At 67.1% G+C, this 20,093-nt stretch carries 21 protein-coding genes; 14 read left to right on the top strand and 7 right to left on the bottom strand.

Annotated features, from left to right (window positions below; translation table 11 throughout):
• Positions 1–7: 7 nt before the first annotated feature.
• Complete coding sequence (locus DIZ26_RS26115; RefSeq protein ID WP_112246140.1) at positions 8–430, top strand: hypothetical protein; 423 nt, start codon at positions 8–10, stop codon at positions 428–430.
• Positions 431–469: 39 nt separating this feature from the next.
• Here DIZ26_RS26115 and DIZ26_RS26110 read toward each other — a convergent pair whose 3' ends face one another.
• Both DIZ26_RS26110 and DIZ26_RS26105 read right to left on the bottom strand, forming a co-directional pair.
• The gene (locus DIZ26_RS26110) at positions 470–1,243 is read right to left on the bottom strand and encodes a TrmH family RNA methyltransferase (RefSeq protein ID WP_112246138.1); all 774 of its coding nucleotides are present in this window, start codon (positions 1,241–1,243) and stop codon (positions 470–472) included.
• Positions 1,244–1,294: 51 nt separating this feature from the next.
• Positions 1,295–1,627 (bottom strand): histone-like nucleoid-structuring protein Lsr2, encoded by a 333-nt coding sequence (locus DIZ26_RS26105; RefSeq protein ID WP_112246136.1) that lies wholly within the window; start codon positions 1,625–1,627, stop codon positions 1,295–1,297.
• Between the two features lie 173 nt (positions 1,628–1,800).
• Here DIZ26_RS26105 and DIZ26_RS26100 point away from each other — a divergent pair, with 173 nt between their 5' ends.
• The 5 genes from DIZ26_RS26100 (at position 1,801) to DIZ26_RS26075 (ending at position 6,226) form a co-directional block, all read left to right on the top strand.
• Positions 1,801–2,304, top strand: coding sequence for a VOC family protein (locus DIZ26_RS26100; RefSeq protein ID WP_112246134.1), 504 nt, complete (start codon positions 1,801–1,803; stop codon positions 2,302–2,304).
• A gap of 104 nt (positions 2,305–2,408) precedes the next feature.
• Positions 2,409–3,365 (top strand): hypothetical protein, encoded by a 957-nt coding sequence (locus DIZ26_RS26095; RefSeq protein WP_112246132.1) that lies wholly within the window; start codon positions 2,409–2,411, stop codon positions 3,363–3,365.
• A gap of 1 nt (position 3,366) precedes the next feature.
• A complete protein-coding gene (locus tag DIZ26_RS26090; protein ID WP_232828606.1) occupies positions 3,367–4,035 on the top strand; it encodes a class F sortase in 669 nt (222 codons plus the stop codon).
• A 181-nt stretch (positions 4,036–4,216) separates the two neighbouring features.
• A complete protein-coding gene (locus DIZ26_RS26080) occupies positions 4,217–5,155 on the top strand; it encodes a zinc metalloprotease (RefSeq protein WP_112246128.1) in 939 nt (312 codons plus the stop codon).
• Positions 5,156–5,215: 60 nt separating this feature from the next.
• Positions 5,216–6,226, top strand: coding sequence for a DUF4037 domain-containing protein (locus DIZ26_RS26075; protein WP_112246126.1), 1,011 nt, complete (start codon positions 5,216–5,218; stop codon positions 6,224–6,226).
• On the opposite strand, the gene DIZ26_RS26070 is transcribed toward DIZ26_RS26075, so the two are convergent.
• Positions 6,206–6,799: a GNAT family N-acetyltransferase gene (locus DIZ26_RS26070; RefSeq protein WP_112246124.1), complete on the bottom strand. Its 594-nt coding sequence runs from the start codon at positions 6,797–6,799 to the stop codon at positions 6,206–6,208. The genes DIZ26_RS26075 and DIZ26_RS26070 overlap by 21 nt on opposite strands.
• A gap of 219 nt (positions 6,800–7,018) precedes the next feature.
• On the opposite strand from DIZ26_RS26070, the gene chvE reads away from it, so the two are divergent.
• From chvE to mmsB, 3 genes are read left to right on the top strand one after another with little or no spacing between them, the layout of a single operon-like run.
• Positions 7,019–8,164, top strand: coding sequence for a multiple monosaccharide ABC transporter substrate-binding protein (gene chvE / locus DIZ26_RS26065; protein ID WP_112246122.1), 1,146 nt, complete (start codon positions 7,019–7,021; stop codon positions 8,162–8,164).
• A 54-nt stretch (positions 8,165–8,218) separates the two neighbouring features.
• Positions 8,219–9,757, top strand: coding sequence for a multiple monosaccharide ABC transporter ATP-binding protein (gene mmsA, locus DIZ26_RS26060; RefSeq protein WP_112246120.1), 1,539 nt, complete (start codon positions 8,219–8,221; stop codon positions 9,755–9,757).
• Positions 9,754–11,007, top strand: coding sequence for a multiple monosaccharide ABC transporter permease (mmsB, locus tag DIZ26_RS26055; protein ID WP_112246118.1), 1,254 nt, complete (start codon positions 9,754–9,756; stop codon positions 11,005–11,007). The genes mmsA and mmsB overlap by 4 nt, the downstream gene beginning before the upstream one ends.
• Before the next feature lie 16 nt (positions 11,008–11,023).
• On the opposite strand, the gene DIZ26_RS26050 is transcribed toward mmsB, so the two are convergent.
• Complete coding sequence (locus DIZ26_RS26050; protein ID WP_112246116.1) at positions 11,024–11,740, bottom strand: SDR family NAD(P)-dependent oxidoreductase; 717 nt, start codon at positions 11,738–11,740, stop codon at positions 11,024–11,026.
• 137 nt (positions 11,741–11,877) lie between these two features.
• Between DIZ26_RS26050 and DIZ26_RS26045 the strand changes: the two genes are divergently transcribed.
• Complete coding sequence (locus DIZ26_RS26045) at positions 11,878–12,846, top strand: sigma-70 family RNA polymerase sigma factor (RefSeq protein WP_112246114.1); 969 nt, start codon at positions 11,878–11,880, stop codon at positions 12,844–12,846.
• Here the strand turns inward: DIZ26_RS26045 and DIZ26_RS26040 are convergent.
• Positions 12,832–13,446 (bottom strand): GNAT family N-acetyltransferase, encoded by a 615-nt coding sequence (locus DIZ26_RS26040; RefSeq protein WP_112246112.1) that lies wholly within the window; start codon positions 13,444–13,446, stop codon positions 12,832–12,834. The genes DIZ26_RS26045 and DIZ26_RS26040 overlap by 15 nt on opposite strands.
• Before the next feature lie 77 nt (positions 13,447–13,523).
• On the opposite strand from DIZ26_RS26040, the gene DIZ26_RS26035 reads away from it, so the two are divergent.
• Positions 13,524–14,369 carry a neutral zinc metallopeptidase gene (locus DIZ26_RS26035; protein ID WP_232828605.1) on the top strand — a complete coding sequence of 282 codons (846 nt, stop codon included), beginning with the start codon at positions 13,524–13,526 and terminating at the stop codon, positions 14,367–14,369.
• A 9-nt stretch (positions 14,370–14,378) separates the two neighbouring features.
• Here DIZ26_RS26035 and DIZ26_RS26030 read toward each other — a convergent pair whose 3' ends face one another.
• Positions 14,379–14,762, bottom strand: coding sequence for a hypothetical protein (locus tag DIZ26_RS26030; RefSeq protein WP_112246110.1), 384 nt, complete (start codon positions 14,760–14,762; stop codon positions 14,379–14,381).
• 129 nt (positions 14,763–14,891) lie between these two features.
• On the opposite strand from DIZ26_RS26030, the gene DIZ26_RS26025 reads away from it, so the two are divergent.
• The 3 genes from DIZ26_RS26025 to DIZ26_RS26015 all read left to right on the top strand — a co-directional run bounded on the left by DIZ26_RS26025 (position 14,892) and on the right by DIZ26_RS26015 (position 18,800).
• Complete coding sequence (locus DIZ26_RS26025; RefSeq protein WP_112247091.1) at positions 14,892–16,508, top strand: amidohydrolase; 1,617 nt, start codon at positions 14,892–14,894, stop codon at positions 16,506–16,508.
• Positions 16,509–16,709: 201 nt separating this feature from the next.
• Positions 16,710–17,510 (top strand): NPP1 family protein, encoded by an 801-nt coding sequence (locus tag DIZ26_RS26020; RefSeq protein WP_112246108.1) that lies wholly within the window; start codon positions 16,710–16,712, stop codon positions 17,508–17,510.
• Between the two features lie 102 nt (positions 17,511–17,612).
• Positions 17,613–18,800 (top strand): MFS transporter, encoded by a 1,188-nt coding sequence (locus DIZ26_RS26015; RefSeq protein WP_112246106.1) that lies wholly within the window; start codon positions 17,613–17,615, stop codon positions 18,798–18,800.
• Here the strand turns inward: DIZ26_RS26015 and DIZ26_RS26010 are convergent.
• Positions 18,772–19,941 carry an MFS transporter gene (locus DIZ26_RS26010; protein ID WP_269815408.1) on the bottom strand — a complete coding sequence of 390 codons (1,170 nt, stop codon included), beginning with the start codon at positions 19,939–19,941 and terminating at the stop codon, positions 18,772–18,774. The two genes, DIZ26_RS26015 and DIZ26_RS26010, sit on opposite strands and share 29 nt — an antisense overlap.
• Between the last annotated feature and the right edge of the window lie 152 nt (positions 19,942–20,093).

The following is a 20,093-nucleotide window of genomic DNA, read 5'->3' as shown; positions in this document are numbered from 1 at the left end:
TGGGGGCATGAGTTGGGCTATCTATGCGATGCGAGGCCCGGGCGGCGTACGGCGGCTCGAGGACATTCCCGAAGGCTACGAACCGCCCTCACTCGGTACGGCGGACGAGGTGGTCGCCGTGGTTCGGGAGGTGGCCCCGGACGTCGATGCGAGCAAGCGGTCGTGGTTGCGCCTGAAGAGCGACGAGTACGACGTCGAGCTCACGATCGGCAAGGGCGTCGACGTGCGCGACCTGACCTTCTACCTCAACGACGGCCCGCGCTCGATCCCGCTGGTGATGGAGATCAGCAGCCGGCTCGGCGTCACGGCGTACGACACCGAGTCGGGCAACTTCCTCACCGAGGAGTCCAAGCCGCCGGTCCCGCCGCCGCTCACCGACGACGAGATCAAGGCGAACAAGCCGAAGTGGTGGAAGTTCGGCCGCAGCTGACCCGGCCCCCTGTACTACGGAATGCCGCGCCGGCGCCGGTCAGCGGTTGGCGACCTCGAAGGCGACTACCGCGGCGGCGACCGCGACATTGAGGGACTCCACCCCGTTGTGCAGCGGGATCAGCAGGTCCTCGTCGGTGTCGACCGAGATCCCGTTGGTCTCGCCACCCAGCACGAACACCGACCGCGGCTCCAGCGCAGCCTTGAACAGCGACTGCGACGAGTGGGACGACAAGCCGTAGATGCGGTAACCGGCCGCGCGCAACTCGTCGACCGCAGCCCGAGCCGTCGGCGCATTGACGATCGGCGCCTGGAATGCGACGCCGGCAGACGCCTTGATCACCAGCGGCCCGACGTGCGGCGTACCGGCGCGCGGCAGGATGACGCCGTCGAAGCCGGCGCCGGTCGCGGTCCGCAGGATCATCCCGACGTTGCCCGGATTGGTGACGCCGTCGAGCAGGAACACCTTGGTCGGTCGGTTGCCGCGATCGCGGACGAAGTGCTGCAAGGGCGTCATCCGGGGTGCGTTGATATCGGCGACGACACCCTGGTCGTGCTTGCTGTTGCCGGCGAGCCACTGGACACGGCTCGGGGCCGCCCGCTGCACCGGCGTACCGGATCGGTCGGCCGCCCGGAGGATCTCGTTCAGCGACTGGCCGGTGGCGTTGTCCGCGACCACCACTTTGGCGACCGACAGGCCCGGGTCGTTGAGCGCCTCCAGCACCGGTTTGCGCCCGAAGATGGTGATCCACTTGTCTCGCGGCGACAGCCCTGCCCGGTCGTCGCTGCCGCCCGGTTCCCGCCTAGAAGTCACCCCTGAACCCTACCGCCGCGCCTCGGGGGCGGGGCGCGGCGGCCGGACGGCTCAGTTCGCGGCTTCGAAGGCTTCCCGGATCTCGCTGGGGATCCGGCCGCGGTCGTTCACCTCGTAGCCGTTGGCGCGGGCCCATTCCTTGATGGTGCGCGGATCGGCGCCGACGGCGGTGCGCTTGATCCGGGCGCCCTTGGAGGTCCGGACCTGCCGGCCGGCCTCGATGTAGGGGGTGAGCGTCTTGCGCAGCGCGTTGCTGTTCTTCGCGGTCAGGTCGATCTCGTAGGTCTTCCCGTCCAGCGCGAAGGTGAGCGTTCCACCCTTACCCGCGGGGATGTTGGTCCCGTCGAGATCATCGGTGAGAAATACCTCGGTTCGTTGCGCCATGAAGCCTTGGACCTTTCGGGGCAGGGGAGGGACGGATGTTGCCCCTAGCATGCAACACCGAAACAGCCCGGACCGCCCGCCACCCCGCCCGGCGAGCGGTGACGGAGCGCACTGGCGTTCAATTGAGGTCTCAACTACCCTGGGTCAGCAAGCTCGATCAGGGGAGTCCGGTCATGGCGATCTTTCGGTTGAACCACGCGGTGCTGTACGTGCGCGACGTCGCCGAGAGCGTCGGCTTCTACCGCGACGTCCTGGGCTTCGACTACATCGAGGGTGGCGACGCCCACCCGAAGGCCGCCTTCCTGCGCGCGCCCGGATCGACGAACGACCACGATCTCGGGCTGTTCGAGCTGGGCCCGGAAGCCGGACCGTCCGCGGCCGGCCGCGGTACCGTCGGGATGTACCACCTGGCTTGGGAAGTGGACACGCTCGGCGACCTCGAGGACCTGGCCGCGAAGCTGTCCGCGGTGGGCGCGCTGGTCGGCTCGACGAACCACGGCACCACCAAGTCGCTGTACGCCAAGGACCCGAACGGCCTGGAGTTCGAGGTCGTCTGGATCATCCCGGCGGACCTGCTCACCGCCGAGGACCGCGACGGGCACGGCGCCCTCGACCTGGCTGCCGAGCTGGCGAAGTACGGCCGCGACGCGCGCAGCGGGGTCGGCATCTCGCGCTGAATTCCCTGGAAATGCACTCAATCGTTACCGTGAGTTGTTGACCAGGGCAACGGATCTCGCATACTGCAGGAGAGATCCCTTTTCCTGAATCGAGGACGTCCGTGATGGCACAGTCCGGAAGCCGTTCCCGCGTGGGCGGCATCGTCGCCGCAGCCGGAGCCTTGTCGCTCCTGTCCGGCGCAGCCGCCTTGGTCGCGGCGCCGGCCGCCTCCGCCGATGAGTCAGTCGTTGCCACGCGCCCCCAAGCCGGTCCACCCGGCAACAACGGGACGATCAAGATCGAGGGCGTCGACATCCAGAGCGGTCCGCCGGACAACAACCCGCACCAGGGCTGCAGCTTCGTCGTCGAGTTCTACAACTACGACCAGGGCGATCTGCACGCGACGGTCACCTTCGCGGACCAGGCGCCGACCGCGGACGGCGGCCTGAAGGTCGAGTCCGGCAACCTGAACCCGTTCATCGGCGGCGACCCGAACGGTGGCGGCAACGACCTGGACGCCAAGGAGACCTACACCCTGTCGTTCACCGGGAAGCCCCAGCCGCAGCAGGGCTACCACGTGAAGATCACCATCCACGCCGAGGGTTCGATCGGCGCGGACACCAAGCACAAGGTCTTCTGGGTCAAGGGCTGCACCCCGCCCACCACCCCGCCCACCACGCCGCCCACCACCCCGCCGACCACGCCTCCGACGACACCGCCCACGACGCCGCCGACCACTCCCCCGACGACGCCTCCCACCACGCCGCCGACGACACCTCCGACGACTCCCCCGAGCACGCCGGAGACCACGCCGCCGTCGACTCCGCCGACCGACGTTCCGAGCTCGCCGTCGACGTCGCCGACCAGTAGCACCAGTACGCCGGTCGTCACCAGCTCCACCGCACCGACCACCGGTGTGCCGACAGCGGTCGACGCCGGCCTCGGCGGTACGCCGACCGGCGGCGCATCGAACGGTGGCCCGCTCAACACCGTCGGCGCCGGCCTGCTGGTAGGCGGCGGACTGATGCTGGCAGCTGGCGCTGCTATCGCGCTCAAGCGCCGGGGCAGGCACAGTAGCTGACGTGACCAATGCCCGGCGTCGTGGTCGACCCGCCCCACTTCGGTGGGGCGGGTCGATCGCTCTTGCCGGGATCGGCCTGGCCCTGATCGGCGGTTATCTCCAGTTCGACGATCGGGCCGGAGCCACGCCGGACCCGCCGGCCGTGTCCACACCGCTGCCCCGCCGAACGTCCCCGAGCGCTCCGGCGAAATCCCGGCCCGCGACGAGTACTCCGGTCCGCAGGCTCGCCGCCCGCCCGGGCAAGCCTCTGCGCCTCTCCGTTCCCCAACTGCAGGTGTCCGCGCCCGTCGTGGGGATCACCATCGACCAGGGAGCGCTTACTCCCCCGTCGAACCCGCAGAAGCTGGGCTGGTGGTCCGGGGGTGCCCAGCCTGGAGCCAAACTCGGCTCGGCAGTGATCACCGGCCACACCGTGCACACGGGCGGCGGAGCGTTCGACAACCTGAACCAGTTGCAGCCTGGTGATTCCGTCGGTGTCACCACCACCCGAGGACAGCTCGGCTACCGGGTCACCAGCGTCACGACGTACCGCAAGCAGACTCTGGCGAAGAACGCGCAGCGGGTCTTCGACCAGTCGGTGCCGGGGCGTCTCGTGCTGATCACCTGCGAGGACTGGAACGGCAAGGTCTATCTCAGCAACACGGTCGTCATCGCTCAGCGCGTCGCCTGACCACTACGGTCGGTAGCAATCGGCCGCCGCAAAAGCAATGACCGTTCGGAAAGCCGGGCCCCGAAGGATTTCCCTGGATTCCGGGATTTCGGCCGCCGATCGCTTCTGGAAATGCTCCTGACACCGCAGTATTTCGGCAACCGGCCGCCCGCCCAGCGGCCCGAGGAGCAGGAGCGCAGCCATGCGATCTCTCATCACCCGTCCCCGGATGCTCGCCGTCATCGTGACCGGCGCGGCACTCACCATCACCCCGCTGGCCGGACAGGCCACCGCCGGACACCCGGCCGGCCAGCCGAGCGACTGCTACGTGCCGTCGGCCGGCGCCGCCGCGAAGGGCGGCCACGGCGCGGACACCCGCGACATCACGGTCGCCGAGCAGAAGGCCATCGAAGCCAAGACCGCCGACCTGCTGAAGGCCAAGGCCGCCCGCGGCATCGCCGTACCGAAGGGCGCGCTGGCCGCCGCCAGTGTCCCCGTCTACATCAACGTGATGCGCGACTCGGCCGGCAACGGCGATGTCACCGACACCCAGATCTCCCAGCAGATCGCGGTGCTGAACAAGACCTTCGGCGGCCAGGAGTCGTCATCGGCCGCGAACACCGGCTTCACCTTCTACCTGGCCGGTACGACGCGGTACAACAACACGCAGTGGCACCAGGACAAGCAGAGCAGCACGTACCGCAAGCAGACCCGCAAGGGTGGCAAGAATGCCCTGAACATCTGGCTGGTCGACTTCGGTTACCTCGGCATCGCGACCTTCCCGTGGGACTACGCGCGCAACCCGGGTATCGACGGCATCCGCGTGCAGTACACGTCGTTGCCGGGCGGATCGGCGACGAACTACAACTACGGTGAGACCGCGACCCACGAGGCCGGCCACTGGTTCGGGCTCTACCACACGTTCCAGGGCGGTTGCACGAGCACGAACGACGAGGTGGCCGACACCCCGGCGCAGAGCAGCTCGACCAGCGGTTGCCCCGAAGGCCGCGACTCCTGCTCGCTGCCTGGTCTCGACCCGATCCACAACTACATGGACTACTCCTACGACACCTGCTACACCCAGTTCACCCCGGGTCAGAGCACCCGGATGAGCAACATGTGGACGGCCTACCGCGCCTGACACACCACAGCACTGATCGCGCCGGCACCCCTCGGGTGCCGGCGCGGTTATCGTTCCTCCATGTCTGCCTTCGTTTCCGGCCAGGAACTGAGCCGTCGGTTCTACCTGGAAGCGATCCGCCCGATCCTGGATTCCGCAGTCCCGGGCCTTCCGCACGGCGCGGCCCTGCTCGGGCGAGGCTCGGAAGTGCTGGGTTTCGACGACGAGATGTCCACGGACCACAACTGGGAGCCGCGCGTCCTGCTGTTCCTGACCGAAGAAGATCATGCCCGGTACGGCGCCGCGCTCGACGAAACCCTGCAGCAGAAGGTGCCGCCGCGATTCGAGGGCCGCCAGACCAAGTACGTCGTACACACGCTGCGCGGCTTCGTCCTCGAGCATCTCGCCTTCGATCTGGACGGCGAACTCGAACCGCGCGATTGGCTGACCTTCCCCGAACAACGGCTCCGGATGATCACCGCCGGCGCCGTCCATCACGACGGGGTCGGCCTGCAGGCTGTCCGCGATCGCTTCGCCTACTACCCGCAGGACGTCTGGTACTACCTACTGATCGCAGCCTGGTGGCGGATCCACCCGGAACACAACCTGGTCGGCCGCACCGGCTTCGTCGGCGACGAACTCGGCTCCGCGCTGATCGGGTCACAGCTCGTCGACGGCCTGATGCGCCTGTGTTTCTTGATGGAACGCGAATACGCGCCCTATTCCAAATGGTTCGGTACTGCGTTCTCCCGGCTCCCCTGCGGCGCCGAACTGACTCCCGTACTACGGCAGGTGCTCAGCGCGGAGACCTGGCAGGAACGCGAGACCAGCCTGACGACGGCGTACGAGGTCGTGGCCGCCAGGCACAACGCCTTGCAGATCACGCCACCCGTTCCGCTCGGCGTGGAACAACTGTGGGATCGGCCTTTCGAGGTCACCTGGGGCGACTTTCCCACCGCCCTGGCCGCGCAGATCCAGGATCCGGCCGTCAAGCAATTCGTCGACCGCTGGCCCGCCGGTTCCATCGATCAGGTCCGGGACGTGCTCTGGTTTCCGTCCGAGCGCGAGCGGCTACTCCGCTTGTTCGACTGACTTAGCCCATTCGCGGGACAAAAGACCGTACAGCGCCACGTCGCGGCGTTCGGTGGGGAAGGCGGCACCTTCGCGGAGAACGCCTTCCAGGGTGAAGCCGAGGCGTTCGGCGACGGCTCGGCTGCGCAGGTTGTCGGCGGTGGCAGTGAGACCGATGCGTTCCAGACCGAGGGGACCGAACGCGTGGTCGAGGATCGCGGAGACGGCGCGTGTGACCAGCCCGCGCCCGACGAACCCGGCATCGAGCCAGTAGCCGACCTCGCCGGATCGCTTGGCCTGGTTGATGATCAGCTGCGCCCAGCCGACCAGTTGCCACCCGTCATCGGCCTTCACGGCGATGGACAGCGGCAGCAACTCGCCGTCGATCCATCCCTTGGCGCCTTCGGCCAGGTTCGCCCGCGTCAGCTCCAGCACGGGCGGCTCCTGGAACGCGTCCGGAAACCACCGAGCGAGTTCACGGTAGTTGGCCTGCACCAAGGCGAAGTGGGCGTCCGCGAGCTCGGCTGTTCGCAGTACGAGGGCGGCGTCGTCGCCGAGCGGCCAGGTGAACAAAGCAGCGGTGACGGTCGACATCTACTCCCCGATCGGTAGCCGTTGCGGAGAGCGTAGTACGGGCGCTGGATCACGATTTCGGACACGACGAGCTAGGGCCCCAGCCGAACTCTTGTGGCCCCAGACCGCCCATGTTAGCGTTCACAGCCGTGCAATGTTAGCGATCACATCGACCGTCGCCACCCGGATCTCACTGGGCTCCGGCCGACCGGGAAGTGTCCGCCGAGGAGGAGAAACATCGTGAGGAACAAGCTTGGCTTCATCGCAGTGAGTGCCGCTCTGGCACTCGGCCTGGCAGCCTGCGGAGGCAGTGGCGCCGGCGGCGGTGACGCGGCCCCGACCAAGCAGGCCGCACCGGCGGACCTGACCATCGGCGTGGCGATGCCGACCCAGACGTCGGAGCGCTGGATCGCCGACGGCAAGGCGGTCAAGGAGAAGCTGGAGGCCAAGGGCTACAAGGTCGACCTTCAGTACGCCGGTGACGACATCCCGACCCAGTCCCAGCAGGTCGACCAGATGATCACCCGCGGCGCCGACGTCCTCATCATCGCAGCGATCGACGGCACCGCCCTGAGCAGCCAGTTGCAGGCGGCCGCGGACGCGAAGATCCCGGTCATCGCCTACGACCGGCTCATCCGCGGCAGCGCCAACGTCGACTTCTACGACACCTTCGACAACTATGCGGTGGGTGTCGCGCAGGGCAAGGCGCTGCTGACCGGCCTCGGCCTGCTGAAGAAGGACGGCTCGAAGGGCACCGCCAAGGGCCCGTTCAACATCGAGCTCTTCGCCGGCTCGCTCGACGACAACAACGCGCGGTACTTCTTCAACGGCGCGATGGACACCCTGAAGCCGTACCTCGATTCCAAGCAGCTCGTGGTGAAGTCGAAGCAGACCGCGATCGAGCAGACCGCGACCCTGCGGTGGGCCCAGGAGACCGCGCAGAAGCGGATGGAAGACCTGCTGACCAAGGCCTACAGCGACGGCACCCACGTCGACGGCGTCCTCTCGCCGTACGACGGGATCTCGCGCGGCATCATCACCGCCGTACAGAACGCCGGCTACGGCACCAAGGGCATCGCCCGGCCGATCGTGACCGGCCAGGACGCGGAGATCGCGTCGGTCAAGCTGATCAACACCGGCATCCAGTCCTCGACGATCTTCAAGGACACCCGGCTGCTGGCCGACCAGGCCGTCATCGCCGCCGAGGCCTTCCTGAAGAAGACCACGCCCGAGGCCAACGACACCAAGACCTACGACAACGGGGTGAAGGTCGTCCCGGCGTACCTGCTGCCGGTGAAGACGGTCTACAAGGAAGACATCAAGTCGGTCCTGATCGACTCCGGCTACTACACCGCCAAGGAGGTCGCGACCGGCCAGGCCGGCTGATCGCGACCCATCCGGCGCGCTACGACAGCGCGGTACGACGAGGAACAGGACCCTATGGACGACCACCTCCTGACGATGCGTTCGATCACCAAGACCTTTCCCGGGGTCAAGGCGCTGCAGGACGTCTCGCTCGCGGTGCGGCGTGGCGAGATCCACGCCATCTGCGGTGAGAACGGCGCGGGCAAGTCGACGCTGATGAAGGTGCTGTCGGGTGTGTACCCGGCCGGCAGCTACACCGGCGAGATCCTCTTCGACGGCAACCCGTGCCACTTCTCAGGGATCCGCGACAGCGAACACGTCGGGATCGTGATCATCCATCAGGAGCTCGCGCTGGTCCCTTACCTGTCCGTTGCCGAGAACATCTTTCTCGGCAACGAACGGAGGGGATCCAACCGGCTGATCGACTGGAACCGGACGAACGCCGAGGCCGCGCAACTGCTGGATTCCGTCGGCCTGCGGGAGAATCCGGTCACGCCGGTCGGTCAGCTCGGGGTCGGCAAACAGCAGTTGGTCGAGATCGCGAAGGCGCTGTCCAAGGACGTCCGGCTGCTGATCCTCGACGAACCGACCGCGGCACTGAACGACACCGACTCCGAGCACCTGCTTGACCTGCTGCGCCGGCTCAAGGAACGCGGCATCACCTCGATCATCATCTCGCACAAGCTGAACGAGATCACCAGCATCGCCGACACGACGACCGTCATCCGGGACGGGCGCACGGTCGAGACGCTGGACATGCGGGCCGACGAGGTGACCCAGGAACGGATCATCCGCGGGATGGTCGGCCGTGATCTCGACAGCCGGTTTCCCGAACGCGACTCCTCGCCCGGCGAGGAGGTGCTCCGCGTGGAGGACTGGACGGTCTGGCATCCGACCCAGGACCGTAAGGCGGTGGACGGCGCCTCGCTGTCGGTTCGCGCCGGTGAGGTGGTCGGCATCGCAGGATTGATGGGTGCCGGCCGCACCGAACTGGCGATGAGCATCTTCGGCCGCTCCTACGGGCGCGACATCTCCGGCCGGCTTTACAAGCGGGGCAAGGAGATCCGGGCCCGGAGCGTGTCGGAGGCGATCGCCAACGGACTGGCGTACGCCACCGAGGACCGCAAGAAGTACGGCCTCAACCTGATCGAGGACATCCGCCGCAACGTCTCCGCGGCGGGCCTCTCGAAGCTGTCCCGCTACGGCTGGGTCAACTCCCACGAGGAGACCAAGGTCGCCGAGGAGAGCCGGCGCAGCCTGAACATCAAGGCACCGGCCGTCTCGTCGATCGTGGGCAAGCTGTCCGGCGGCAACCAGCAGAAGGTCGTGCTGTCGAAGTGGATCTTCGCCGACCCGGACATCCTCATCCTCGACGAACCGACCCGCGGGATCGACGTGGGCGCGAAGTACGAGATCTACACGATCATCAACCGGCTGGTGGCGGCGGGCAAGGCCGTCATCGTGATCTCCTCGGAGCTGCCGGAACTGCTGGGCCTGTGCGACCGCATCTACGCACTGTCGGCCGGCCGGATCACCGGTGAGCTGACCGCCCAGCAGGCCACTCAGGAGAACCTGATGGAACTCATGACCAAGGAAAGGGAGCTCGACCGATGACCAGCAGCGTCACCCGGCCGCCCGGGCAAGCCGCCGACAAGTCGGAGAGCGCACCTTCGGACGCGCTGCACACCGGCACCAGCGATGTCCGCCAGTTGCTCACCCGCAACCTCCGCCAGAGCGGCATCTATGTGGCGTTCGTGGCGATCATCGCCTTGTTCGCCATCCTCACCGACGGTGTGTCACTGAGCCCCGGCAACATCACCAACGTCCTGCTGCAGTACTCCTACATCCTGATCCTGGCGATCGGCATGGTGATCGTGATCGTCAGCGGTCACATCGACCTGTCGGTCGGATCGGTCGTCGCGCTCACCGGCGCGACGTCGGCCGTACTGGTCATCCAGCACGGGATGCCCTGGACGGTCGGCGTGCTGGCCGCGATCGGCGTCGGCCTGCTGGTCGGCCTGTGGCAGGGCTTCTGGGTCGCGTACGTCGGGATCCCGGCCTTCATCGTCACGCTCGCGGGCATGTTGCTCTTCCGCGGCCTGACGCTGCAGGTGCTCGACAACATCTCGCTGTCGCCCTTCCCGCCCGACTACCAGCGGATGGCCAACGGCTTCCTCAACGGCCTGCTCGGCGGCTACGGCTACGACACCTTCACCCTCGTCATCGGCGCTCTGGCGGTCGTCGGTTACGCGGTGAGCGGGTTCCGGACCCGGGTGGCCCGGATCCGGTACCAGCAGCCGGTCGAGTCCTTCCCGCTGTTCGTCGCGCGCGTCGTCGGCGTCGGTGCCGTGGTGATGGCGTTCGCGTGGCAGCTCGCCCACGCGCGCGGTCTGCCGATCGTGCTGATCGTGCTGGCCGTCCTCATCCTCGCGTACGGCATCACGATGAAGCAGAGCGTCTTCGGTCGCCAGGTCTACGCGATCGGCGGCAACCTCTCGGCCGCCCAGTTGTCCGGCGTCAACGTCAAGAAGGTCACCTTCTGGATCTTCGTCAACATGGGCGTGCTGTCCGGGGTCGCCGGCGTGATCTACTCGTCCCGCTCGAACGGCGCCCAGCCCGCGGCCGGCAACATGTTCGAACTCGACGCGATCGCCGCGGCGTTCATCGGCGGCGCGGCGGTGACCGGCGGTGTCGGCACCGTGGTCGGCGCGATGGTCGGTGGTCTGATCATGGCCGTGATGAGCAACGGCATGCAGTTGATGGGTGTCGACCAGTCCATCCAGGCCGTGGTCAAGGGTTTGGTCCTGCTGCTGGCCGTGGCCTTCGACGTCTACAACAAGCGCCGCGCCGGCGCGGCCCGCTGACCGCGCCGGCACGCCTTCACGAGCTGACCGGAACGAAAGCCGCCATCTGACGCTCGAGTGCCTTGGCCACGCCGTTGCGCCAGCCCTCCGCGAGGGGCTCGGACAGGGGATCGGGGAAGATCTCCTCGTCCCCGTCCGACACCCCGTCGAAGATGGCTCGGGCGACCGACTCCGGCGACGCCTTCGGGATGTCCATCCTGGGCCCCATGTCGGTGTCGACGGGACCGGCCAACACCGCATGGACGGTCAGGCCCTGTCCCGCCAGCAGCATCCGCAGCGACTGGGTCAAGGAGAACGCGGCTGCTTTGGAGACGGCGTACGTCGGATCGAGCGGTACGGCGGCCAGGGATGCCAGCGACAGCACGTTGACGATGGTTCCGCGCGACTGCGTCAGGAGTGGCAGGAAGGCCTGGGTCATGTCGTAGGTGCCGAACAGGTTGACGGCGAGGTGCTGTTCGAGCGCCGCGCGGTCGCCGAGTTCGGCGTACAGGCCGATTCCCGCGTTGTTGACGAGGACGTCGAGCGAGGTGATGGTCTCCACGGCGGCCTGGATGTGGGCCGGGTCGGTGACATCCAGGATGAGTGGCGTGACGCGCGGGTCCGGATGGTTCAACGGGCGCCGCGTACCGGCGTACACGCGCTGCGCACCTCTGCGTAGGGCTTCCTCGACCAGTGCCTGCCCGATTCCGCGGTTGGCGCCGGTCACCAGTACTGAGCTGTCTGCGATTGTCATTTCTGTCCCTCGCTAGCGAATTTCGACCTGTCGAAGATGCAGACAGTGCGAGCTTGCGAAAGTGAGCGGTCGGCCGGCGCCCAGTTCGCGGGCCGGCCGGTGTCGATACTGAAGACACGACGCGACGCGAGGGTGGAATGGTGACGACCGAGCTGATGAGCAGGGCGCGAGCCGGTGACGACAGTGCGTTCCGGGAATTGACCGAGCCGTACCGCCGGGAGCTCCAGGTGCACTGCTACCGGATGCTCGGATCGATCCAGGACGCCGAGGACGTGCTGCAGGACACCCTGCTGGCCGCCTGGCGGGGTCTGCGGGGATTCGAGGAGCGCGCCTCGCTCCGCACCTGGCTGTACCGGATCGCCACCAACCGGTGTATCAACGCGCTGCGCTCAGCCAAGCGGCGCCAGGCCAAGGAGTGGGACGTGGCCGATCTGCAGCCACCTGAACCGAGCCGGCTCGGGGAAATCGTGTGGCTCGAGCCTTATCCGGACGCCCTGCTGGAGGGTGGACCGGAAGCACGGTACGAACAGACTGAAGCGATCTCGCTGGCCTTCATCACCGCGCTGCAGGTCCTCCCTGCCCGCCAGCGCGCCGTACTGATCCTGCGTGAGGTGCTCGGGTACCGCGCGAGCGAGGTCGCGGAAATGCTCGACTCGTCCGTCGAGTCCGTCAACAGCGCCCTCAAACGAGCCCGCGTCGGGCTACAGGAGCAGACCGGTGAGCCGCCGGCGCCGGAGTCACCTGCTCAGGAGGCGCTGGTGGAGAAGTTCGTCCGCGCCTATCAGGCCAGCGATGTCGACGCGGTGGTCGCGCTGCTGACCGAGGACGTCAGAGTCTCGATGCCGCCTGTTCCGCTGGAGTACCTGGGTATTGACGCGGTGGCCGCGTTCTACGCCGAAGTCATCCGGCCGGATCGCCGCTACGACCTGGTGCCGACACGCGCGAACGGGCAGCCGGCGTTCGGCACCTATCTGCGAGTGGACGGCATCCGCCGCGGTACGGGCTTGCTCGTCCTCACCATCAGCGGCGACCGGATCGGCGCGGTCACGCGCTTCGACAACAGCGTCCTGCCCTGGTTCGGCCTCCCCCGCTCACTCCCCGACTGAAGCCGTCCACATCGCTCGGGTCATCTCGTACTCGACCTCGCCCTGGTCGGCTCCCGGCAAGGGATCGTCCCAGGTGGGGAAGAACGTGCGGGTATGACGCATGCCGACAGCCTCCATCACGCCCCGCGAACCGGCGTTCACGGCCATCGTCTGCGCGATCACCCTTGTCTGCCCGATGGTCTCGAAGGCGTGCCGGAGCAGGACGCGTGACGCCTCGCTCGCCAGCCCCTGCCGCCACGTCTTCGCGAGCAGCCGGTAGCCCAGATCGCAGACGGTCGGGTCGTCCGGCTGATCGGGCCCGTGCGCGGGCGGAAGCATCATGAGCCCGACGAACTCGCCGTCCTCCTCGGTCTCCGGCCGCTTGGAACCCCTTCGTCCGCCGTCAGTCCCGAAGGCGATCCAGTACCCGAGTCCATCCACCTTGGTCCCCAGCGCCATCCGCCGCACATGCGACTCGGCCACCTCGTCCCTCGACGAGGCTCGGCCGGAGAGATACCGCAGCACTTCGGGATCGGAGTCGAGCTCGACTTCCAGTTCGAAATGCGAGTCGGCCAGCGGAATCAGCAGCAATCGCTCGGTCCGCAGAATCGGTTGCGCCATGGGCCTACCGTCGCACGCCGACCGGCCCGGCTGCGACGCGATTTCCTGGCGTGGCCCGCGTGCGTGCACTGCCGACAGTGACGGCTCTGCCCACCGTGACCGACGTCCCGACCAGTACGCCGTCCAGAACTCAGCCCACCGCAAGTACCTGGTCGCCGCGGGTCTCCGGTCCGGTGCGGGAAGATCCGCTGCTGGGCTCGAACCCGGTGCACCTCGAACCGGGGTACGGCATCGCCGCCGTGACCTGCCGGCTTCCCGCGTGGCGTCTCCAGCCGGCTGCGGCCCAGGCCTTCTACCAGGCCGCGATCAGGTGCCACGACCAGGCTTGGCGAGGCACCCTCAGCCACTTCGGCCTCACGCTGACCTCGCCACACCTGTGGGCCGGTGCCCAAGGACGCCAGTACGGCGGCGCCTGCGGGCGCAACGACACCGGGCGGGAAGCGTTCTACTGCGCCGCCGACCAGACGATCGTGATGCCGTTCGACTCGATGCGATCCATCGCCCGGTACGGCTCGGGCTACGCGCTTGCCGTGGTGTCGCACGAATACGGCCACCACATCCAGCAACAGGTGGGCGTGATGGCAGCGTTCCAGGCGCGTGCCCAGACGGTCGGCTATTCGAGCCAGGCCGGTCAGCTGCTGTCCCGGCAGCTCGAACTGCAGGCCTGGTGCTTCTCCGGCATGTTCTACGGCACCAGTACCGGCCGTGGCTCGATCACCAGATCCCTGTCCAGGCAGGCCTACGACAACAACAGTCACGGCGGCGACCGCCGCGGCGAACTGCGGATGCACGGCACCAACCAGAACGCCGCGAACTGGTTCGGCTGGGGCCGTCACCCGTCCCTGGATCCGTCCGCCCGGGTCCATCCGTCCATCTACGAATGCAACCCCTGGGCCGCACGCGACGCCGGCTGGCTCGAATAGTCCGCTCGCTCAGGCGCGGACGACGCGCCTCTGGAAGGTGATGCAGGACAGAGCTGCCCAGCCGTGCTTGGTGCCGTCGATGTGCACCCAGCGGCTGCCACCGCCGCAGTCGGTGTAGTGGCGGCCGTCGACCGGGCCGGTGCAGCCGAGATCCGTGATCAGGACGCCCTTGCCGACGAAGTAGTCGGCGGTCGTCGAGGTCGGCGTACGGAACAGGTAGATGCCGTAGTCCGTCTTCCAGATGCAGTCGTAGATGACCGTCGCACTGGTCGCCGACGCGCTCGCCGAGTCGCTCGCCGTGGTTGCAGCCTGCGCCGGTCCGACGCCGAGCATCGCCGCCGCCCCTACCGCCAGCACGGCCGTCGCGGTCCTCAGCATGGTGATCGCCTTCATGGCTCCTCCGGTTACCTCTCGGGACGACCTCTTGCCGTCCGTCGGAGTCAGCATCACCGCGTCCCGGCCCCAGCACCCGGTTCTCGACCAAACCCGACCACTCGCCACCGACGGCGCAGAATGGCTCCGATGGACATCCTTTTCGTCAACGGTTCGGTCTTCGACGGCCGGCGGTATCGGCCCGGCTGGTCGGTAGCCGTGCGGTCCGGCCGAATCCTGGCTGCAGGTCCAGACGTCGCCTCGCTGCGGGATGCGCGGACCGAAGTGGTCGACCTCGGCAGTGGGCTGCTGCAGCCTGGTTTCGTCGACGCGCACATCCATCCGGTCCAGGGCGGCCTCGAGCGAGCCCGGTGCGATCTGTCGCCGGTCTGGGGCCGCCGGACGACGCTGGCGACCATTTCGGCGTACGCCGAGGCTCATCCCGAGGCCGACTGGATCCTCGGTGGCGGCTGGCATCAACCCGACTACCCGGGTGGCGCGCCGTTGTCGTCCGACCTGGACACCGCCGTCGCTGATCGGCCGGCATTCCTGGTCAACGCAGATCACCACAGCGCCTGGGTGAACTCGCGCGCGCTCGCCGTCGCCGGTGTCGACGCCCGTACGCCGGACCCCGCCGACGGCCGGATCGAACGTGCGGCCGACGGCTCCCCGACCGGCACCTTGCACGAGGGGGCGATGGATCTCGTCGGCCGGCTGGTTCCACCGACGACCCACGAAGAGCAGGTGGCTGCCCTCTTGGACGCACAGGCGTATCTGCATTCCTTGGGCATCACGGGCTGGCAGGACGCGATTCTCGGCGACTACGCGAATCTGACCGACGCGACCCCGGCGTACGTCGAACTGGCCCGTGCAGGGCTACTCACCGCACGCGTGAACGGCGCCCTCTGGTGGCGGCGCGATCTCGGCGCCGAGCAGATCTCCGCGCTGGTGGAACGACGTGATGCGCTGCAATTTCCACGCCTGCGAGCCGGCAGCGTCAAGATCATGCAGGACGGTGTTGCGGAGAACTTCACAGCCGGCATGCTCGACCCGTACTACGACGGCTGTGGTTGCCGTACTGCGAACGCTGGGCTGTCCTTCGTCGACCCGGTGGCCTTGCGCCAGCACGTGACCGCGCTCGACGCCGCCGGCTTCCAGGTCCATGTGCATGCGATCGGGGACCGCGCCGTTCGGGAGGCCCTGGATGCTTTCGAGGCAGCCCGTCTTGCCAACGGTGCAACCGACCTGCGGCATCACATCGCTCATCTTCAGGTGGTCCATCCTGCTGACATCGGCCGGTTCGCCGCGCTCGATGTCACGGCGAACATGCAGGCCCTGTGGGCGGTCTACGAGCCGCAGATGCTCGACCTGACGATTCCGTTCCTCGGTCCGGAGCGCTCGGGGTGGCAGTATCCGTTCGGCGATCTGGCCCGCTCGGGTGCCCGGCTCGCGGCCGGATCCGACTGGCCCGTGTCGAGTCCTGACCCGCTGGCCGCAGTACAGGTTGCTGTCAATCGGCATACCGGGGACGGTTGCTATGAAGCGTTCCTGCCCGAGCAGGCGCTCGACCTCTCCACCGCCCTGGCGGCCTACACCTCCGGGAGCGCCTGGTTGAACCATGCCGACGACACCGGCCGGATCGAACCTGGCCTGCTCGCCGACCTGGTAGTCCTCGACCGCGATCCTTTCCGCGCTCCTGTGGACGAGATAGGGCAAGCTCGCGTCACCGCTACCTACATCGAAGGCGTCCGCGTCTTCGGTCCGTGACGGAAATGCCTGCTGGAGAACAAAGTCCGGCTTTGTCAGGCGCGGATCAGGTGGCAGGAAGACGGTTGCTTGGCGGACACGCGGAACGGGAGCCGTTGTTCACTTTGTCTGTCATTGTCGAGAGCGTTCATACCGCCCCCGCATCCGCCTGGTTTCGTCTCGTTTCGTCTCGTGCGGATGCGTCTCTCGAAAGAGTGATGAATGAAAGCTGCAGCGCAATCCCGTCATCAGAAGCACAGGCGCCGCATGGTCGGTGTTGCCCTAGGCACCGCCGCGCTGATGGTCACCACCGCGGCGGCCGCGTTCGCCGTACCGCCACCTGCTCTTCCACAGAATGCGGGTGGCTGGGAGCAGTCCTTCTCGCCCGCGTACGACTACGACACCGACGGCTGCTACGCCACCCCTGCGATCGGTCCGGACGGCACGCTCAACGGCGGGCTGAACCCGAGCGGTGCGGTCAACGGGGGCTGCCACGACCAGTCGGACCTGGACAACTCCCAGACTTACGCACGGTCGAAGTGCAACAACGGCTGGTGCGCAGTCGTCTACGCCAGCTACTTCGAGAAGGACCAGGCCGTCGCCGGCAGTAGTCTCGGCGGCCACCGGCACGACTTCGAACACGTCATCTCGTGGATCAACCAGTCGGCCAACGAGGTCCAGTACGTGACCACGACGCAGCACAGCAGCCAGGTGACCTACACCCGCTCGCAGGTCCGCTTCGACGGCTCGCACCCGAAGGTCGTCTACCACAAGGACGGCTTGAGCACGCACTTCTTCCGGCTTGCCAACAGCAACGACGAGCCGCCGGAGAACTACTACCACAACTGGCGTTACCCACCCCTGGTCGACTGGAACGGCTGGCCGAGCCTGTCACTGCGAGACACCTTGATGAACGCCGACTTCGGCTCCGCGACCATCAAGATCACCGACAAGGACGACCGGTTCCGCAACCTCCTGAACGCCTCCAAACCCGCCGGCATCCCCTTCGACCCCTGGGCCTGATCCGTTTGAGGGCTGTTGACAACGGATTGTTGCCGATCCGCCGCCTCCGGCTGTTTCACGAAGACACAACCTGCCTCTAAGGTCCCCTGTGGGAGGCCCTGAATGAAGAGTCAGGTCGTAGCAGTTCGCAGCCGGTGGTCGGCGATCGTCGCGTACGCGCTGGTCGGTGCCGCCACCCAGCTGGTCTGGCTCAACTTCGCGGGCGTCACAACGGTCGCCTCTTCGCGGTACGGCGTCTCAGAAAGCGCCATCGGCTGGCTCGCCCAGGTCTTCCCCTTGCTGTACGTCGTACTGGCGATCCCCGCCGGTCTGATTCTCGACAAGTGGTTCCGGAGCGGGCTGCTCGTCGGCGCGCTCCTCACTGCTCTCGGGGCAGTCGTGCGGCTCATCGGCGACAACTACGGCTGGCTCCTGGCCGGGCAACTGATCGCCTCGGTGGCACAACCGTTTGTGCTCAACGCCGTCACTGGCATCACCGGCCGGTACCTCGCTGAGAAGGACCGGCCCACGGGTATCGCCGTCGGCACAGCCAGCATCTTCGCCGGTATGGTCCTGGCCTTCGTGATGGCGGCCCTCCTACCCGACGCGGGTCAACTGCCGACCATGTTGTGGCTCTCGGCAACCTTCAGCGTCCTTGCGGCCATCATCTTGTTACTCGCTCTGCGGAATCCCGGCCACCACAAGGTCGAGCGACGCGGGCCGACCCGAGGCGCTCTCAAGATCGCGTGGAGCGATCCCCTGATTCGGCGGGTCGCCCTGCTGGCCATCTTCCCCTTCGGCGTCTTCGTCGCCATGACCACCTTCGCCCAGGCGCTCCTCGAACCGGCCGGAGTCAGCGCCGAGATCGCGAGCACAATCCTTCTGGTCAACGTGATCGCCGGCGTCGTCGGCAGCGCCGTCATCCCGGTCCTGGTAGTGCGCCACCGCTTTGAGTCGTCGTTGCTCGTCGTCAGCCTCGCCGTGACCGCACTGGCCTGCTGTTTGCTCGCTGTGTTCCCGAGTGCGGTCATGGGGTTTGTGGCGATCACCGTGATCGGGTTCCTGCTACTACCGGCTCTGCCGATCGTGCTGGAGCTGGTCGAGCGTCGTACAGGCGAAGCCGAAGGCACCGGCGCCGGCCTGATCTGGATGGCCGGCAACCTCGGCGGCCTCGTCGTAGCCGTAGTGGTCGGCCTGCTGGTGAACCACCCATTGGTCGCGTTCCTGGTAATGGCTTTTGTCGCGCTCATCGCCGTACCGGGCGCTCGTGCCCTGCGAAAGCCTATTGCCGAGCTAGTGCCACCGCTGTAGCCCCCGCAGCCAGCAACCCACCGGCGCCTGCCGCAATAAAGGTGACCCGCGCATCGGTGTGCTGCAGCAGCAAGCCACCAAACACGTACGAAATGCCGGCCGCAAGCCCGATCGCGCCGTACAGATTCCCGAACACCCTGCCGAGCATGTTGGCCGGCACCACCCGCTGCAGATGCGTATTGATCCCCACATCAAGCGCAGCAATCCCCAGCCCTCTGATCGTCTGCAATGCCAACGCAGCCCACACCGCCCAAGCCAACCCGGTCAGCAGATTGCCCGCACTCGTAATCGCGAACCCAACCACCAACAACGGCAACATCTTGGCGCTGCCCGCAAACCTGGTCAGCAACGCATACCCAACAACCAACCCGATCCCCACGCCCGCATACAGCGCAGCCGCACTCGAATCCCCCGCATGCAACTCGTCCTTGGCCAAGAACACCATCGCGACGTCATCCACCCCACTGAACGCCACCACCGCAAAGAACCCAAGCCCAATCACCCGAACGACCTTCGCCCTCCAGATGTAACTCAACCCGGCCCTCGCGTCCTCAATGAACCCCGTCTTCTCCTCTTTCACCGCCGGCGGAAGCGAAGGCAACCGACTCAACAACACCGCCGACGCAAAGAAGCTGGCCGCGTCAATAAACAAAATCCCCCGCACATCCAGCACCAAGAACAACCCAGCCGCCACCAATGGCCCAACCGCATCCAACCCATGCGTCCCCGCCCCCAACGCCGAATTAGCAGTCTCCAACTCCCGATCACTAACCAACGCCGGCACAGCGCTCCGCGAACTAGCCTGAAAAACCTGCGCCACCAAACTCCTGACCGCAACCAACACCAGCAGCACCGGCAACGGCGGCAAACTCACCGCCATCCCCACCACCAACACCCCCTGCAGGACGTCGCACCCCACCATCACCTTCCGCAAATCCACCCGATCCCCCACCACCCCCGCAAACGCCCCAAACAACCCCGGCGTAAAGTCCCCCGCCAACAACAACAGCGCAACCGCCAACGCCGCCCCCGTCTCAGCCTCGACATACAACAACAACGCAACCAAACTCAGCGAGTCCCCCAAAAAACTCACCGACCTGGCCACCCACAACCGCCGAAACCCAACATTCCCCCGCAACACAGCAACAGCCCCCACCCGAGCCCCACCCGCCTCGGGCACCTGCGCTCCACCCTCGTCCCCCACCCGACCCACCTCCCCCTCAGCCCAACCCCGCTCCGTCAACACTCCCCACCACTTCACCCAGCGAGCGCCGCGGCCACCTCACCCGCCAG

Origin of the sequence: Kribbella monticola, assembly GCF_003261635.1 — a bacterium.
Lineage (GTDB): Bacteria > Actinomycetota > Actinomycetes > Propionibacteriales > Kribbellaceae > Kribbella > Kribbella monticola.
Note: the sequence above shows the minus strand (reverse complement) of the source record. Positions and strands in the feature narration are given on the sequence as shown.